General features: G+C 58.7%; 10 protein-coding genes and 1 tRNA gene. 3 read left to right on the top strand and 8 right to left on the bottom strand.

The genetic code is table 11. The annotated features are described in order from the left end of the window. The first annotated feature begins 284 nt into the window (after nucleotides 1-284). A complete protein-coding gene (locus tag Poly24_RS20825; RefSeq protein WP_197452063.1) occupies nucleotides 285-1,262 on the top strand; it encodes an alpha/beta hydrolase family protein in 978 nt (325 codons plus the stop codon). Nucleotides 1,263-1,420: 158 nt separating this feature from the next. Here Poly24_RS20825 and Poly24_RS20830 read toward each other — a convergent pair whose 3' ends face one another. From Poly24_RS20830 to Poly24_RS20860, 7 genes are all read right to left on the bottom strand, one after another. After that, nucleotides 1,421-2,635, bottom strand: a complete 1,215-nt coding sequence (locus tag Poly24_RS20830) for a mandelate racemase/muconate lactonizing enzyme family protein (RefSeq protein ID WP_145100135.1) — start codon at nucleotides 2,633-2,635, stop codon at nucleotides 1,421-1,423. 264 nt (nucleotides 2,636-2,899) lie between these two features. Continuing rightward, nucleotides 2,900-2,973: transfer RNA gene (locus Poly24_RS20835), tRNA-His, on the bottom strand. 28 nt (nucleotides 2,974-3,001) lie between these two features. After that, nucleotides 3,002-4,354 (bottom strand): glycosyltransferase family 4 protein, encoded by a 1,353-nt coding sequence (locus Poly24_RS20840; protein ID WP_145100138.1) that lies wholly within the window; start codon nucleotides 4,352-4,354, stop codon nucleotides 3,002-3,004. Between the two features lie 54 nt (nucleotides 4,355-4,408). Further along, nucleotides 4,409-5,803 (bottom strand): 2-oxo acid dehydrogenase subunit E2, encoded by a 1,395-nt coding sequence (locus Poly24_RS20845; RefSeq protein ID WP_145100142.1) that lies wholly within the window; start codon nucleotides 5,801-5,803, stop codon nucleotides 4,409-4,411. 118 nt (nucleotides 5,804-5,921) lie between these two features. Beyond that, complete coding sequence (gene aceE, locus Poly24_RS20850) at nucleotides 5,922-8,663, bottom strand: pyruvate dehydrogenase (acetyl-transferring), homodimeric type (RefSeq protein WP_145100145.1); 2,742 nt, start codon at nucleotides 8,661-8,663, stop codon at nucleotides 5,922-5,924. A 290-nt stretch (nucleotides 8,664-8,953) separates the two neighbouring features. Next, a complete protein-coding gene (locus Poly24_RS20855) occupies nucleotides 8,954-11,368 on the bottom strand; it encodes a YidC/Oxa1 family insertase periplasmic-domain containing protein (protein ID WP_145100148.1) in 2,415 nt (804 codons plus the stop codon). Between the two features lie 364 nt (nucleotides 11,369-11,732). Continuing rightward, nucleotides 11,733-13,241 (bottom strand): Gfo/Idh/MocA family oxidoreductase, encoded by a 1,509-nt coding sequence (locus Poly24_RS20860; protein ID WP_145100151.1) that lies wholly within the window; start codon nucleotides 13,239-13,241, stop codon nucleotides 11,733-11,735. A 143-nt stretch (nucleotides 13,242-13,384) separates the two neighbouring features. Here Poly24_RS20860 and Poly24_RS20865 point away from each other — a divergent pair, with 143 nt between their 5' ends. Continuing rightward, nucleotides 13,385-14,866: a M81 family metallopeptidase gene (locus Poly24_RS20865; RefSeq protein WP_231753262.1), complete on the top strand. Its 1,482-nt coding sequence runs from the start codon at nucleotides 13,385-13,387 to the stop codon at nucleotides 14,864-14,866. A 10-nt stretch (nucleotides 14,867-14,876) separates the two neighbouring features. On the opposite strand, the gene Poly24_RS20870 is transcribed toward Poly24_RS20865, so the two are convergent. Beyond that, nucleotides 14,877-15,842: a universal stress protein gene (locus Poly24_RS20870; RefSeq protein ID WP_145100157.1), complete on the bottom strand. Its 966-nt coding sequence runs from the start codon at nucleotides 15,840-15,842 to the stop codon at nucleotides 14,877-14,879. 391 nt (nucleotides 15,843-16,233) lie between these two features. Here Poly24_RS20870 and Poly24_RS20875 point away from each other — a divergent pair, with 391 nt between their 5' ends. Next, nucleotides 16,234-17,703 carry an aldehyde dehydrogenase family protein gene (locus Poly24_RS20875; RefSeq protein ID WP_145100160.1) on the top strand — a complete coding sequence of 490 codons (1,470 nt, stop codon included), beginning with the start codon at nucleotides 16,234-16,236 and terminating at the stop codon, nucleotides 17,701-17,703. Nucleotides 17,704-18,080 lie beyond the last annotated feature (377 nt).

The following is an 18,080-nucleotide window of genomic DNA, read 5'->3' on the forward strand; positions in this document are numbered from 1 at the left end:
AAGGCATTCCCTGAAAAGCGTTTTACCGCCCGATCCGGGTTGCTTGTTGAGTTTCGGGCCAACCGCTGCTGAACAGCGGACCCGATCGACGTGAAAAACGCCTCTTCTTTCGAGCCCACCATGGGGGGGGCGGTTGTTTATACTTGCCGGATCGACCGCGCATCATGGCCAAACGTCAAACCGAATCTCTACGGATGATTTCGCAACAAAAATGCGACGCTCGGCGATGAAGTCGTCATCCCATCGGCTGGAACTTCCGCACTATGCCCCCCGAGTCACCGTACATGAAAATCGCTCCGTCGTTTGCCTCGTCGCTACTCACTTTTGTTATCGCATGCCAATGCTCGTGGGGCCAACAAGCCGAAGAAATTCGCTACCTCAGTTCTGCGGACCAATCGCAGCAACCGGCGGTCTTCTACGCTCCCCCTGCAGATGCAACGGTTCCGTTGGTCGTTGCGCTCCACAGCTGGTCGGGAGACTACAAGCAGAACACCCACCAAGCGATCGAAGCCTGGTGCGTCCAAAACGGATGGGCTTACATCCATCCGAACTTCCGAGGCCCCAACGTGCGCCCCGAAGCGACCGGTTCTGAACTTGTAGTGAAAGATATTGTCAGCGCAGTGGAGCACGCCAAACAGACGGTCCCGATCGATCCGTCGGCGATCTATTTGGTCGGAACCTCCGGAGGTGGTTACGGGGCATTATTGATGGCGGGGCGTCATCCTGAGATCTGGGCGGGGGTGACCGCTTGGGTTCCGATTTCCGATCTGACCGCCTGGTACCACGAATGCAGACAAGCGAAACGGCACTACTTCAACAACATCGCTGCATCCTGTGGTGGAGCCCCAGGAGAGAGTCCTGAAATCGATCAAGAGTATCGCAAGCGATCTCCCTTGACCTATCTTGCCAATGCAAAAGAGGTTCCGTTGGCGATGAACGCAGGAATTCGCGACGGGCATGAAGGAAGCGTTCCGGTCAGCCATTCGCTGCTCGCCTTTAATGAAGTCGCCCGTGAAGAGGATCGGTTATCGGCGGACGAGATCCGCTACTTTGTCAAACAGGCGAAAGTTCCGGCGCATCTACAAGCCGACATTTCCGATCCCAGTTATGGCGAGAAGCCACCGTTGTTCCGCCGCACTTCGGGCAACGCGACGGTGACACTTTTCGACGGCGGCCACGAGCTGATCGACACGGCGGCGATCGCCTGGATCCACGCTGCGCATCAAGCACGATACGCTCCAGGCAACGATTCGACCAATTGAACTCCCCGCAGCGCGCGGTCCACGGCGACGCAACGGCAAGGATAGCGATGTTGTTTCGACCGCAAGCCTGCATCGATTCATGGCCCCGCGCATCAATACGCGAACGCGTTTGCAATTCGGGTGGGCCGACAGGGCGACAAACCCGCGCCCCTCATGCATCAAAGGCTGGTGATGCGGTGTTGCCCTTGGCCGCTTTGGAACAGTTCGGGTTGCCAAGCAGCTCCGATTCCAGCGCGCTCGGGAACGGTGATCCTTCCCTTTTCGATCGTGACTTCCGTGTCGATTAGCTTCGGATACAGCATCCGCACATGGGCTCGCACACTTTCCTGCCATGCGACATTGTTCGATGTCGCGGCAACTTGCACGCCCGCCAACAGCGTCAGCGGACCGGTGCAGTCGTGCATCACAACCGGCACGTTGTAGAACTGAGCCAGTCGAGTGATGTTGCGCGTTTGCGAGATCCCGCCAACCCAGGTTGGATCAATCATCAAATAATCGGCAGAACGCTTTTCCAGCGTCAATCGGAAATCATCGGGCCCGCTGAACATCTCGCTAACCGCCAACGGGATCCCCGCTTTGTCGCGGAAGTCGGCGAGGGTGTCGATCGAATCGACACGCAACAGATCCTCGGCCCACAGCAGGTCGAATTCGCGCAGGTGTTGGGCGAGCCGAATCGCCATCGGCAGTTGGAAGAAGCCATGCCCATCGAGAATCAGCTCGATCTTGTTTCCCAACGCTTCGCGAATCTTGCGGAACGGCTCGACAGCCTTCTCCACATCCATCAGCGAAACGTGCAGCGGGCCGTTGGTTTTGTGCGCGGCAAAGTCGGTCGACCAGGTCTTCAGCGCCGTGTACCCTTCGCCGATCAACTCCTCCGCCAATTGAACCGGTTCATGGACGATCGACCAATAATCGTTCAGCGGACCCTGGTTCCCCATCGGTCCATGGCCGGGCCAAATATGGCCGGAGCTATCCTCTGTTTTGCCACCATACGAAGGACCGCCACAACTGTTGTAAGTCGGGATCGAATCCTGGACACGGCCGCCCAACAGTTGCCAGACCGGCATCTTGGTGACCTGCCCCAAGATGTCCCAGAGGGCGAGATCGATCGCCGAGATGGCTCGCAATTCCGCACCGCGCGATCCAAAGTTGGTCGTCCGTTCGTACAAAAATCGCCAGTGCCGTTCGATATCCAGCGGGTTCTCGCCCAGCAGATGATGGTGCATCCAATCGTGCAACATGCTGGCGACCGATTCGGGAGCGTAATAGGTCTCGCCACAACCGACGATCCCATCGCTGGTATGGATTCGCAACAACAGCAACCCCGGCATGATCTGGTCGGGAATCGCGGTTTCAATTTTTGTTATCTGCATGTCGTTTCCATCGAATGGGAGCGCGTCGTTGGTTGGGATACTGAAAACAGCCGCCAAAAGTCCCGAAGAATAAGCTTTAAACGTAGCGGAATTCGTCAAAGGCCTGTTGATGTAATCGCATGCGAACTTCTTGAATTAGCCGTTTGAGCGTCGAGAGACGATTGGCTTTGGGGGCGAGCCGATAAGACGGGAGTTCCCAAACGGAACAACGGTCGGCACGCGAGAATTCCGCTTAGAGCAAGCGGACAATAAGAAAAAAGAAGGGGTGGATAAGGGGACTTGAACCCCCGATCTCCGGAACCACAATCCGGCGCTTTAACCAACTAAGCTATATCCACCGTCATATCGCTTGGCGATGTCAATAATTTAGCGACGGCCTGCAGAGTGGTCAACGGGTTTTCCGCTCTCTGCGAGATCGTTCAGCAATTGCAGGACCTGATCGGCCATACGATCGACAGTACGCTCACCAACTACCGATCGATAACCCCGCTCAGCCAACTGTTCTCGGCTCGCCGCATCGCTGGTAAGCGAGCGAATCGCTTCAGCAAGGGCCGCGGCATCGCCGGGCGGAACCAATTGGACCGCGGAATTATCGCCCGCCAGCTCGGGAAAGACGCCATGCCGGGGAAGAATCACGGGCAATCGCATCGCCATCGCCTCGAGAGCGTACAGTCCCTTGGGCTCTTCGTATTCCGTCGGCACGCAAAACAGATCCAAGCGACGCAGAAAATCCAACTTGCCGGCATGATCGGGACTTCCGTGATAGGTGTACCGCCCAGCCATTCCGGATTGGTCCAGCCGCGACCACTGCTCTGCCGCGTACGCATGGTGCTGTTCGCCCAGCCAGCCTGCGACTTCCAGATGGATGGCCCGATCCGACGGCTGACGCGTCGCTTCGAATTCGATCATCGCGTCGACAAGCCGATGCAATCCCTTGGCCGGATCGATCCGGGCTAGGTAACCGATCCGTAGCGGAGAGGACGCGTCGGCGTCAGCGGCTCGCCGAGCTTCGGAGCCCTCTGCCAGGAAGCCGGTCGTATCGATCCCTAAAGGAATCACGTGCATCTTCTCTTCAGGCAGCCCCAGCAGCGCCACCATCTTCTCGCCATAGAACCGACTGTTGACGATAAAACCATCGACATCGGCGGCTAGAGCTCGCATCCGGTCGATCGCCATCGCGCGATATTTGGCTGGCAGGAAGTCGAGAAAGATATCGTCTCCCTGCAACGTCACGACAACCGGCACGCCGAGCCGCCGTTTGAGTTCGGTCACGCAGCCGCCGATCAAGAAATTACTGAGCACGATCGCGTCGGGAGCCGCGTGCGTTTGCAACCAACGACACAGCCGATCGACTTCGGTTCGCTGGCGTCCCTGCATTCCTTGCAGCATCGAAACGGTCAGCGCGCCCAACAGATGCGGGCTGGTCGAACCGGTCTTTCGCGTCGCCAACCGCAGCAGCCCGGGGCGGTCCAACCAAGCGGTCAGCCGATGGGGCAAGCGTCCCCAGAGCGGAAGCTTCTGTTCCAGGTAGATATTGATTCCGCCAAAGAAGACGACATCGTCGCTGATGTCTTTTTCATCGGTCCGAATCGGCGTGTAGGTGGGGACCAACAGACAGTCCGCGCCGCGGGCGATCATCGCCCGGGCGAGGGTGTTGTCGTGCATGCAGCTGCCGCAGTACATGCCTGCGGCACCGGCGGTCAAATATGCGATTCGCATGGCGTCTGTTGCGTCCCAACGAACGGTGAATCAACGCCGCGGATAACGGTCTGGCTACAGCGCCAACAGCAGGCGGCTTGGCGCTTCGAGGTATCCGATCACATCGTTCAGGAATCGTGCCGCAGCACCGCCATCGACCAAGCGATGATCGTAACTGAGGCTCAGCGGCATCATTAGCCGCGGTTTGATCGAATCGTCGGGCATCACGCATGCCAATTTGCGACTGCGGCCCACCAACAGGATCGCGACTTCGGGAACGTTGACGATCGGAGTGCTGTACTGACCACCGATCGCCCCCAGGTTGCTGATCGTGAACGTACCGCCGCGGAGATCGCTGACGGCGAACTGACCGCTGCGAACCTTAGCCGCCATTTCAGCAAGGGCCCGTGCGATGTCGGGGATGCCCATCTTGTCGGCATTCTTCATTACGGGAACCACCAGACCGCGGTCGGTGTCGACAGCGATCCCAATGTTGACGTAGTCCTTGTAGATGAGCTGGCCGTTGGCTTCGTCGATGACCGCGTTGACTTCTGGATTGTGCTTCAGCGCCGTCGCGATCGCTTTGATCAAAAACGGCATCGTCGTCAGCTTCAGCCCTTGCGCGGCGTAATCGTCTTTGCTCGATTGGCGCAGGTGTTCCAAGTCGCTGATGTCGGCATCGTCGAAGTTGGTGACGCGCGGAACCGTCGACCAGCTCTCGTGCATTTGAGCGGCGATCGTCTTGCGGATCTTGCTCATCCGTTCAACGCGAATCGGTCCGTATTCATCGTGATCGGCGTTCGCGTCGGTGGGTGCCGCAGCCGTTTTGCTGGGTGCTGCCGCGGTGCCAGCTGACGCCGCGCCGCGGGATTGGTTCGCCGATCGGACGACGGCCAACACGTCTTCACGCGTGATTCGGCCCCCTTCGCCAGTGCCGGGGACACTGTGCAAATCGACACCGACTTCGCGTGCGAAGCGGCGAATCGCGGGCCCGGCGGCAACGATCTCACCGCTGCTGGCTGGGGCCGGAGCGGCGGGCGCTGCCGGTGTGGGGGCAGGAGCCGCCGGAGAGGGCTTGGGAGTTTCCACGGCGGCAGGTTCCGCGGGTGCTGCTGGCTTGGCAGGCGGTGCGGCAGGCGTTTCCGCCGCCTTGGGCTCGGGTTCGGGTTCCTTGGCAGGCACTTCGGCGGCAGGTTCTGCAGCAGCTGGTGCGGATTCGGCGGGGGCTCCGGCTTCCGCTTCGATTTCAAGAATCACGCTGCCGACCGAGACCGTGTCCCCTTCGGCGACAAGGATTTTGGTGACGGTTCCGGCCGATTTGCTGGAGACGGGAACGGTCGCCTTGTCGGTTTCCATTTCCACGACGTCTTGCCCGGCCGTGATGACGTCGCCGACGGATACAAAGATCTCCAGTACGTCGCCTGATTCGATGCCATCGCCGAGTTCAGGAAGTTTTACTTCGGTAGCCATAGAGTGTATCGGAGGTTCGATGAGGATGGGGTTGTTTTGTTGTTATCAGAAGGGAACGCCCGTCGTGATTCGACCGGATCCGCCCGCCAAATCGAAGGCGGGCGGAACCAGCAAACCCTTACGCGAAATAAGGGTTCACTTTTTCGGCGTCGTAATCGAGCGACTTGATCGCATCGGCGACGTCTTGCGGCGTGACAACGCCAGCCTTCGACAGTCGGCTGAGTGCGGCGATCGTGATCGATTCCGCATCGACCTCGAAGTGACGGCGAAGCGCTGGGCGGGTTTCGCTGCGGCCCATGCCGTCGGTGCCCAGGACATAGTAATCGCCTGGAATCCACGGGGTCAGCTGTTCGCCAAGTGCCTTGACGTAATCGCTGGACGAGATGAACGGACCTTCGACACCTTCGAGCACTTCTTCGACGTAGCTCTTCCGCGGCGTTTCGGTCGGGTGCAACATGTTCCAACGCTGACACGCGTCCGCTTCTCGACGCAGTTGCGTGTAACTGGTAACGCTCCACACGTCGCTGGCGATGTTGAACTTTTCGGCCAACAACTTTTGTGCGTCCAGAGCACAGTTCAGGATGGCACCGCTGCCGAACAATTGGACGCGAGCCTTCGCACCTTCGACTTCGTTGCTGCGGAACTTGTACATTCCCTTGATGATCCCATCGGCACAGCCTTCGGGCATCGACGGGTGATCGTAGGCATCGTTTTCGGCGGTGATGTAGTAGATGCACTCTTCGCCATCTTGGTACATCCGCTTCAGACCTTCCTGAATGATCACGATCACTTCGTACGCAAACGCGGGGTCGTAAGACCGCACGGTTGGGAAGGCGATCGCGTTGAGCAGGCTGTGACCGTCCTGGTGCTGCAGGCCTTCGCCGTTAAGCGAAGTTCGGCCCGCGGTACCACCAACCAAGAAGCCCTTGGCTCGCATGTCGGCAGCGGCCCAGATCGAATCGCCGACCCGTTGGAAACCGAACATGCTGTAGTAGATGTAGAACGGAATCATGTTGACGCCGTGACAGCTGTACGCGGTACCGGCCGCATTAAAGCTGCTCATCGAACCGCACTCGGTGATCCCTTCTTCGAGGATCTGACCGTCTTGCGCTTCTTTGTACGAAGCGACGATCTCCGAATCCATCGGTTCGTACAACTGGCCCGCATGGGCGTAGATGCCGAACTGCTTGAACATGCCTTCCATGCCGAAGGTTCGCGATTCGTCGGGAACGATCGGGACCATGTATTTGCCGATCTTCTTGTCGCGGCACAAAGCGATCAGGGTTTGTACGACAGCAAACGTGGTGCTGCAGTTTTTGCCATCGCCGAGACGTTTGATCAGCTTGGAGAAGTCTTCCAGCGTGGGGACTTCCAACTTCGGATGTTCGGTCGGACGGCTGGGTAGCGATCCTCCCAAAGCGGCCCGACGCTGTTTCATGTATTTGATTTCGACGCTGTTTTCCGAAGGCTTGTAGAATGGTGCGCTACCGACTTCGGCGTCGCTGATCGGAATCCCGAATCGCGTGCGGAATTCGAGCAGCTCTTCCTCGTTCATCTTCTTTTGGTTGTGCGCGATGTTGCGGCCTTCGCCCGCTTCGCCCAAACCATACCCCTTGACGGTTTTCGCCAAGATCACGGTTGGTTTGCCGTTCTTTGACGAGGTCGCTTGAGCGTACGCTGCGTAGACCTTTTCGGGATCGTGGCCACCGCGACGGATCTTCTCCAGCTTTTCATCGCTCATGTTTTCGACAAGCTTCCGCGTCTCGGGATACTTGCCGAAGAAGTGCTCGCGAATGTAGCTGCCAGGCATCGTGGTGTACTTCTGGTACTGACCGTCGACGACTTCGTTCATGCGTTTGGCCAGCATGCCCGACGTATCCTTGGCCAACAGTTCGTCCCACTCGCCACCCCAGACGACCTTGATCACGTTCCAACCGGCACCGTGGAAGATGCTTTCGAGTTCTTGGATGATCTTGCCGTTGCCGCGGACAGGACCATCGAGGCGCTGCAGATTGCAGTTGACGACGAAGATCAGGTTGTCCAGCTTTTCACGGCCAGCCAATCCAATCGCCCCCAGGGTTTCCGGTTCGTCGCATTCGCCGTCGCCCAAGAAGGCCCAAACGCGTTGCCCCGAAGTGTCTTTGATCCCGCGATCGCGCATGTATTCATTGAACCGCGCTTGGTAGATCGCCATGATCGGACCGAGCCCCATCGAGACGGTGGGGTATTCCCAGAAGCTTGGCATCAACCAAGGGTGCGGATAGCTGGAGAGGCCACCGCCGGGGGAGAGTTCGTGACGGAAGTTCTCGAGGTTCTCTTCGGTCAGTCGACCTTCCAGGAAGGCACGGCTGTACATACCGGGCGACGCATGGCCTTGGAAGTAGACCGAATCGCCGGCATAGCCGTCTTCGCCACGGCCATGGAAGAAGTGATTGAAAGCGATCTCATACAACGTGGCGCTCGACGCAAACGTACTGATGTGACCACCGACACCACCGGGGCGGCGGTTGGCACGCACGACCATCGCCATCGCATTCCAGCGGACGATCGATTTGATCCGCCGTTCGATCTCGCGGTTGCCTGGGAAAGGAGGCTGATCCTTCGAGGGGATCGTGTTGATGTAGGGCGTGATCGTTTGCGTGTCGAGCGCGACGCCTTCTTGAGCGGCACGATGACGCAATTGCTCCAGCAGGAATTTGGCGCGTTCGGGGCCTTTGCTCTGCAGGACATAGTCCAGCGAGCCTAACCACTCCGCCGTTTCTGCCGCATCGACATCCGCCAAGACTTCGTTGCGTAATTCGCCGTCGTTCATCGATTCTTCCATCGCTTGCCGAATGGCCACGGTCTCAGAATTATCCATGCCGGACGCATCCTATATAAGGGAAATCTATTGTTATTATTGGGGGTCTCAAGGACCGTATCGAGGGCTGCCGCGACTTGTCGTTTCTATCGACCTTACCGGCAAACCCCGCTGGTGGGCAAGATGGTGTCGTCTTGCCAGCGCTGCAGTTGGTCGAAAATGACCGCCTGTCAACTTAGGTAGCCTGGGCCATTTTGCATGGCTTTGCAATGGGCATTTTTCCGCGTCCTAGGCCACGATCGCGGGAAGGCGAAATCGCAGCCACTAGCGGCATCTAACGCCCCTTGACTTCACTTCTTCTTCGGTGGCGTTCGAGGACGATTCTTTTGCACCGGAGCCGACTTCAGCGGCCCCGAGATGCCGGGCCCATCGTCGCTGCCGACGCCTTCGATAGCCAAACCGCCTCCGCCAGGAGACTGCTTGATCGTCTTCTTCACCAAAATCCGCTCGGCCATGCCCCACAAACTGCTGGTGATAAAGTAGATGCACAAACCGGCAGCGACCTTGAAGAAGAAGATACCCATGATGAAGGTCATGAAGAACATCACCTTCTGCGTGATCTCTTGCTGTTCGTCGGTCGGAGGCGGCATGAACATCTTCTGCTGGGCCATGAACAGGACCATCACTATCAACGGCAGGATGTTGAAATAAGGCCCGAACCATCCGGTGCCACGCCCCGCGAAGTATTCGATCATCCATGGCGACCAGTTATAGAACATGTCCGGTGCTGCCAAGTTAGAGCACCACTGGATGCCCGGAATGAAGGCGGCTTGTCGCAGTTCGATATCGCATGACAGGCTGCGATACAGGCCGATGAAGATCGGCAACTGGACAAACATCGGCAGACAACCGCTGAGCGGATTGAAGCCGTGTTTCTTTTGGAGATCTTGTTGGGCCTTGAGCCGCTTCTCCATGTCGTCTTTGTATTTTTCCGCGATCTTCTTGAACTCGGGGGCCAGTTCTTGCATCTTCTGAGCGTTCTGAGCCGCCTTGCGAGACAGCGGGAACATCGCTCCGCGAACGCACACGGTCAGCAGGATGATCGCCAAGCCATAGTTGCCCAAGATCATATAGATGAAGTGCAAGAAGCCCGACAACAGCTTGGAGACCGCGCCAAACAGGCCGTATTCGATCAAGCGGCTGAGGCCACGTTCTTCCAACATTTCGGGACGCTTGGGACCGGCGTACAGCCGCAAGTTGTCGACCAGGCTCTCCCCTGGAGCGATCTTGCGGGCGGTGCTGTCGACGTAAAAGCTGACGTTGGCCGCCTGCGTTTGGTGCGGGTTGAGCGTCTTCAAATCGGCCAACAGCATCGTGCTGCCGCGGCTGAACACATCGGTCTGCGCTTCGCCTTCGAGCGGCAGATAGCTGGCGGTGAAATATTGCCCGTCGATGCCGATGTAACGCAATTGATTCGTTTTCGGATCGCCCGACGATGCAAACAGCGTTTCGTTGACATCCTCGTCTTTGTCGACACCATCTTCGGTTCTCTGGCGAACCTGCTTGACGATCGCGGGCAAGCCCATCAGCCGATGGTATTCTGCGGCGGTGTTGTAAACCACGTCGCGAGCACCCGCACCACCGGTCCAATTGGGGCTGATCTTGGCGCTGTACCACCAGCCTTCGAGCGTCAAACCGTTGGGGCCTTCCAAACGGTAGGCAACCTCTTGCTCGGCCTCGGATTTATTAACGATCTCGGTTTGCAGGTCGATGTCGTACCCCGAACCGGCAGCCGGCACGGTGTAGCGGCGGACCACTTCCAGGGCGCCAGAGCCTTTCGCGACGCTGGCTGCTTCGCTGGCGGAAATCGGAAAACGGAACTCAAAACCAGGATTTTCAGCATCTTCGATCGGCGTGACATTCCACAGCCCATCAAACAGACTGGGCATCTTCGTCAGCTCTTTCTGCCCGACGCGAAGATTCGTGGTGTTCAGTTTTGCCAGGGTCAGCAGGCAGGACAAACGGGAGATGTTCCCCGGCACTTGGTCGGGCCCGCCCGACTTGGCCAAGCGGATCAAGTCCAACGGATGCTGCGTCAGCTTTGCTTCGACAGTCACCGTCTCGCGGCTCTCGCCACTGCCACGCAGCACTTCGAGCGTGATCGTTTGCCCCGGACTGGTCTCTTCGAGCCAGCGATCCAGGTCGCTCGGAGAGACGATCACACCGGTTCCCGTGGCAACGATGATGTCGCCCACTTTTAAGCCGGCCAGATCGGCGGGCGTTCCCGGGCCGATCACGTTGATTTGGCAGCCGTCGATTTCGCTGGGAGCCGACGGAGCGAGATAGCCCAGGTAGCCGCTGCGCGTATCGACGCGGCGATAGCGAAACTGGCCCTTGGCGTTGCGTTCGATCAATTCGATCCGCTCGATCCCCGCCCCGCGATTGCTCAGCGTGATCAGGGTCTTATCACCCAGCGTGGGATCTTCGGAGTCGTAGGCCAGCGATCCGATCGTGAACCATTGCTTTTGCCGCGGGCGTTCGGATGGCGCCGCGTCGTCGTCGGTTTTCGCATCGCCATCGGCCGCGGGATCGGTCGCCTCGGCCAAATCCTCCGCGTCGGCCGGCTCATCCGCTTCGGCGTCCAGTTCTGCGACCACATCGGGCGCATTGGGATCATCAGCCGGCGGTTGCTTGGGCCGCATCGTCATCATGACGAACATGAAAAATGCGGAGACGAATAGATAAGCGAGGACGCGTCGTTCCACGAGTGGCGGTATCCGTTGCGAATAAAAGATGGAGCGGGGTGATTCAGTTCGCCCCATAATCGGTTCGTGCGATGCAGAAAGCGTCCCTAGGGATACACACAGGTTGTTGCGACACGAACCCGCTGCAATACCGCCTTATTCTGTCGCACCGAGCCGAGATTGGAAACCCGTAACGCTTTTGCCTTAAAAAACAAGCGTTTTGCGGGACGAAGGCCGGAAGACACGATAGCGATTGCAGTCCGCCAGAGGCAGAGAGCCGAGCAGCCCGGTGGGAAAGCCGGGCATGGCTCGATGCAGTCGCACCGGGCCCGAGGGCCCGGCACACGATTGATCGCCAGGCGGACAAGCCTGGCAGCGGCAAGGATTAAACCTTGTCGGCGGTCGGGCAAACGAAGGGAGCCCGGTACTCGCGAGTACACATCGCCGTGGCGACTTCGTTCTCGGGGAAGATTTCCTTCTCGGGATCGAACTTCAACAACGGGCCCATCGCGATCGGATACTTCTCCAGATCGACGCCGTTTTTCTCCAAGTGCTTGATCGTTCGTTGCAGTGTCGCATCGTTGTCGTCCAAGCTCTTGATCTTGCTCAGATGTTCGGTCGCTTCTTTGACCGACATTTTCTTTTGTTCGCCGATCGCCAACGAGATGTTCCCCAGATGGCTCAGCGACGCCGACAGGTGGCCTTCGCGAACGTCGGCGGTCAGGTCCTTGTAGTTGCGGCTTTCGCAAGCGTCCAAGAAGTTGGCGAAGTGATCCTTCGCTCCCTTGAACTCTTTGATCACGTTCATGTCGACATCGTAAGCGATCGAGTGGCCGTAGCTGACTTGCACGCAATAACCGTTGGTACCGTAGAAGACGACGCCGATCTTGTTCCCCTTGGTGCTCTTGAACAGCTTGTTCAATTCGGCATCATCGGAATTATCGACGCCCAGACCGCGGGTCTCGAAGACCATGCACTTGTCGCCGTAATCGTAGATCGAAACCTGCGTGTTGGGCGTGTCGCCCGCATCGACGTAGTTGTCGTCTTTGCGTTCGGCTTGGTAACCCAATCGTCCACCGTACGAGATGACGCTGATCGGATGGGTATCGATCCCCAAGCCCCATCGCGCGACATCGGTTTGGTGAGGGCCCTGGTTGCCCGAGTCGCCGTTGCCGTACAGACGTTGCCAGTGCCAATCGTAATGGAAACGCGGACGGGTAACCTTCGGATCGGTGTAGGCGGCCGGACCGCTCCAAAGATTGAAGTCGACGTTGTCGGGAACGGCGTAATCGCCCAAAGCACCGATCGATTTACGTCGCTTGTAGCACAAACCGCGAGCGAAGTTGACCTCGCCGATTCCGCCAGCTTGGATGAAATCCACCATCTCTTGTTGAGCGGTTGCCGAACGGCACTGCGTTCCGACTTGGCAGATGCGATCGTACTTGCGAGCCGCAGCGATCAGCGCGGTCCCTTCGTGGATGTTGTGCGAGACAGGCTTTTCGATATACGCGTCTTTGCCCGCTTGCATCGCCCAGATGCCGCACAAGGCATGCCAGTGGTTGGGCGTTGCGGTGCTGATCACGTCGATCGATTTGTCGTCGAAGACTTCCCGCATGTCGGTCACGATCTTCGGGCGGAAGCCTTGAGCCTTCTCGGCAGCGTCGGCGCGCGATGCGGCAGCCTTCTCGTCGACGTCGACGATCGTCAGCAGATCGGTTCGCTTGTCGCCAAGCCATGCGCTAAGGTGCGATCCACCACGACCACCGGCACCGATCAGGGCAACGCCGATCTTTTCGTTCGATTGCACAGCGTGCGCCATTCGTCCTGAAACAGCCAACCCCGCACCCGCGGCGGCAGAGGTGTGAACAAATTGGCGTCGGGAGAGTTTCGACATATTTCAATCCTTGCTTAAATGTATAGAAGCAAATGCAAGTGGGGCCAAATGCAGATGCGATTGGTGGGAATCACGGTGAGCTCTCAAAGTCTACCTGATCGACCCGATAAATGCGAATTCTTTCAACCATCGGCAAAGCCAACATGAATTACCGAATCGGAATTGTTGCCCTGCTTCATGAATCGAATACATTCATCTCGCAAAATACGACCCTTACGCATTTCCAGCAGGATACGCTCTTGAGTGGCGAAGCGATTCGCGAGCGTTTCGCGGATGCGCCGCACGAAGTCGGCGGCTTCTTCGCCGGTCTCGACGCCGCCGACAATGTCGAAATCGTGCCGATCTTCGCTGCCCGCGCGATCCCATACGGCCCCATCGAGGCCAGCACATTTGACCACCTAATCGAAACGATGCTAAAGCAATGCGAGGCGGCCGGCCCACTGGACGGGATCCTCGCTGCCCCCCATGGCGCGACCGTTGCCGATGGTCACCCCGACGCCGATGGCTACATGCTGTCCCGTTTGCGCGAACTTCTCGGCCCCGAGCGGCCGCTGATCGCGACGATCGATGCGCACGCAAACGTCTCCCCCGCGATGGCCGATGCAACCGACGCGTTGGTTTCCTACCGCACCAACCCGCACTTGGATCAACGTCAACGCGGCGTCGAAGCGGCCCAACTGATGGTCCAAACTCTGACCAGCGGTCGACGGCTGCATCAATCGGCCGCTTTTCCCCCGGTGGCGATCAACATCCAAAACCAAAACACCTCGGCCATGCCGCTGCGACCGCGATGGGAAGCCGCCGATGCGTTGCGTGAACTTCCCGAAGTCGCCAGCCTGAGTCTGGTCCTCGGTTTCCCCTACTCCGACGTTGCCGAGATGGGCTGTTCGGCGATCCTCGTATCTTATGAAGACGTTCCCGCGGCGCGGCGTCAGGAATTGTTAGACCAACTGACGACGATCCTGACCGAGAACCCGGAATGCTTTGAGCCAGAGTTCACCTCTCCCGCCGAAGCGGTCCAACAAGCGGGACAGCAGCCCGGCCTGACCTGCATGCTGGACATGGGGGACAATGCCGGCGGAGGTTCTCCTGCCGACAGCACCATCCTGGCACACGAACTGCATCGCCAAAAGATCGGCCCGTCGTTGGTTGTCATCTACGATCCCAAAGCGGTGGCGGACGTCACGTCGGCCGACTTCCAAAACGGCGCAGAGGTATCGATCGGCGGGAAAACCGATGCGTTGCACGGCGAACCGCTGCAGGTCGCCGTCGAACTGCTGAGCACAGGGGATGGAAAGTTCCGCGAATCGGAAGCCCGACACGGCGGGTTTTCCGAGTTCGACCAAGGAGCCACGGCGATCGTCCGCACCCTTGATTCGGACCTGACACTGATGCTCACCTCGCAGCGCGTGCCCCCGTTCAGCTTGAGCCAGCTGACGACGTTTGGAATCGAGCCCAAAGAGTACCGGGCGATCGTCGCCAAAGGCGTGATCGCTCCGATGGCCGCCTACCAACCGGTCGCCGACCGTTTCATCCATGTCAACACACAAGGTTCCACGTGTGCCGACATGCTGCAAATGACCTACCATCACCGGCGTCAACCGATGTTCCCATTTGAGCGTTAGCCCGGGACCGCTACGCAGGCTGCACTGCCACCTCGGCGACCTTTTCCGCTTGGGTGCGATGGTGTCGTGAAATCCAGACGCTACAGTGCGCGTGACGCAGCACGTATTTGGTCGTGCTGCCCAACAACAGCTCGCCGATCAAACCGTGGCCATTGTCCCCCAAGACGATCAACTGGCTCTGATTTTCGTCGGCGGCTCGCACGATGGCGTCTCCGACATGGTCCCCCATCACGGTCTGCGATTCGACGTTTTTAATGCTTCGCGAAAGCGAACTGATCACCTGCTCACACAACGTCTGCACTCGCTCGTGCTCGGTCTTGTCATGCTGCTCGACCATTAAACCGTATTCTTGCCCATAGAAATCGAACGTTGGAATTACGCTCAAAACGCTCACTTCGGTCGTTGCCGGCCACTGAAAACGCATCAGTTCGTTGACAGCCTCTTTCGAACTGGAGGAACCATCGTAGGCGAGTTCGATCTTGCGAACGGGGTCCTCGTCGGCAGCGGGTTCCGGGCAGGGAGCGTCGCTTGCAACCGGAGCGTGCAATTCCGGTGGCCGCACGATCAACACCGAACAATCGGCGTGAGTGGCCACGGAATCCGAGAGGCTCCCCAACAGCAACCGCTCCAACGTCGAGTGCCCCCGAGCGCCCATCACGATCAAGTCGGCATCGAGTTCGCGGGCCCGCTCCAAGATGCACCGCGCCGCGTTCCCCTCGGCAAGTTCCATCGTCACCGTTCCCTTGATCGACTTTAGCGTCTCCCGCAACTCGGCGTGATGCTGGTCGATCCGTTCATGCTCGCGGCGACGCCACTCGGGCAACCAGGGCTGAACCGACGGACTCGATGTGTTTTCGGGGGTGTAGCTGACGGTCAGGACCGTCAATTCCATCGGGCCTTTCGACTGCAAGTGGCGTATAAATCGAGCAGCACCGGCGGCGTAACACGACCCGTCGGTCGCAAACAAAATTTTCATGACACTACCTCACTTCTGCGGTTCCCAGCATCCCAAAGCTCCAATGCCTTGCTCAGCTTGCATTGTAGAGCAATCCCACCGAACCTGGTCATCCCGCTGACCGCAAAGTGTCGCCGGAAACGGCTTAAAACGCATCCATTTCCCCACCGCTCGCAGCAACGCCTCCGTTTTGGCTCCGCAACCGTTAACCGGAATACTTGCCAGCAAAAAAGCAGCCGTCTACCGGCGTGATGAATGATCGCAGCGCAGGCCCCAACCCAACCTCCACCCCCACTACAGAGCGATTGAGGCGACTTAACGTCCGTTGCCCCTTGTCGCCGATTGGGTATGATGACTTCCAGAGAGACGCTTTACATACGCCCATCCGTCCCACTTCGAGGGAGACCCTCCGATGACCGTCCTAACCGAATCGTCAGTGGCTGCGAAAGTGAAACACACCGAGTGTTTTATCGACGGGCAATGGGTGCCGGCCGAGAGTGGCAAGACCTTCGCGACAGTGAACCCCGCGACCGAAGAAGTCATCGCCAAAGTGGCCGAAGGGGACGCAGCGGACATCGACAAAGCAGCGCTGGCGGCGCGACGCGCGTTCGAGAGCGGCGACTGGCCCAAGATGGACGCGCGCGATCGTGGCAAGCTGATGATGCGATTGGCCGATCTGATCGAAGAGGAGATCGATTCGCTCGCGGCACTCGAATCGCTCGACAACGGCAAACCGATCTCCGAATCGCGACACGCCGACCTGCCACTGGTGATCGATTGCTTGCGCTACTATGCCGGATTTGCTGATAAAATCCACGGTCAAACGATTCCGATCCGGGGCAACTACCTGTGTTACACGCGCCGCGAACCGGTCGGCGTCGCGGGACAGATCATCCCCTGGAACTTTCCGATGTTGATGACCGCATGGAAATGGGGCCCTGCGTTGGCCGCTGGCTGCACGATCGTGATGAAGCCCGCCGAACAAACGCCACTGACCTGCCTGCGGATGGCGCAACTGGCGGCCGAAGCAGGCTTCCCCAAAGGCGTGATCAATGTGGTCCCGGGATTTGGACCCACCGCAGGCTCTGCCGTCACCAAGAACCCCAACATCGACAAGGTCGCTTTTACTGGCGAGCATCGCACGGCGCAAATCATCATGCGTGAGGCGGCCGAATCGTTGAAGCGACTGACCTTCGAATTGGGCGGCAAGAGCCCCAACGTCGTCTTCGCCGATGCCGACATGGACGCCGCGGTACGGGGAGCCTATGTAGGGCTGTACCTGAACCAAGGCCAGTGCTGCTGCGCCGGCAGCCGGCTGTTCGTTGAAGAGCGGGCACACGACGAGTTCCTGGAGAAGCTGACCGCGCTGACCACCAATCGCCGCGTCGGCAACCCACTGGATCCGCAAACCGAACAGGGGCCGCAGGTCGACCAAGCTCAATTCGACAAAATCATGGGCTTCATCGACAAGGGACAGGACGAGGGGGCGCGATGCATCTCCGGCGGCAAACGGGTCGGCAATAAAGGCTATTTTATCGAACCGACGGTCTTCGACGGGGTGACCGACGACATGACGATCGCGCAACACGAGATCTTCGGCCCGGTGTTGAGCGTGTTGAAGTTTAAGGACTACGAAGAGATGATCCAGCGCGCCAACAACACCTATTTTGGGCTTGCGGCCGCGGTCTGGACCAGCGATATCAAAAAGGCGCACGATTACGCGGCACGCGTCCGCGCGGGAACGATCTGGGTCAACTGCTACGACGTCTTCGACGCAGCAGCCCCCTTCGGAGGATTCAAGATGAGCGGTCACGGCCGCGAACTCGGGGAAGAGGGTTTGCGCGCTTACCTGGAAAACAAAACGGTGACGATCGCGCTTTAAAACCACAGAAACCGCTCGCTCGACGCGACTCCACCACACGCCCCCCGCATGGCAAACGGAAGTCCCACAAACTCACGCACGGGACGCGTGGCGGCTTCTTTCCCAAACGGCCGATCGAGCGGGAAACGTTGAATTTTAGGGAAATTCCGGCAAAATCTGGTTCGGTGTAGCAATCGCTGCGCCAAATCTTCGGATGGGGTTACGCAGCAACTTCGATTTTGCTAAAACTTGACATTGTGGAATTCCCGTTTCGCTGCCGTTATCTCCCCCTAACACCCGCTGCGCCCTCTGCCGTGCATTTCCATGTGCCAGCGTTCCAGACTCGCGCCTCCTCCGCCGCGAAGGCGTTGCGCGCCGAGATAGCGACCCCAGTGCAA

The sequence above is a fragment of the Rosistilla carotiformis genome (assembly GCF_007753095.1).
Lineage (GTDB): Bacteria > Planctomycetota > Planctomycetia > Pirellulales > Pirellulaceae > Rosistilla > Rosistilla carotiformis.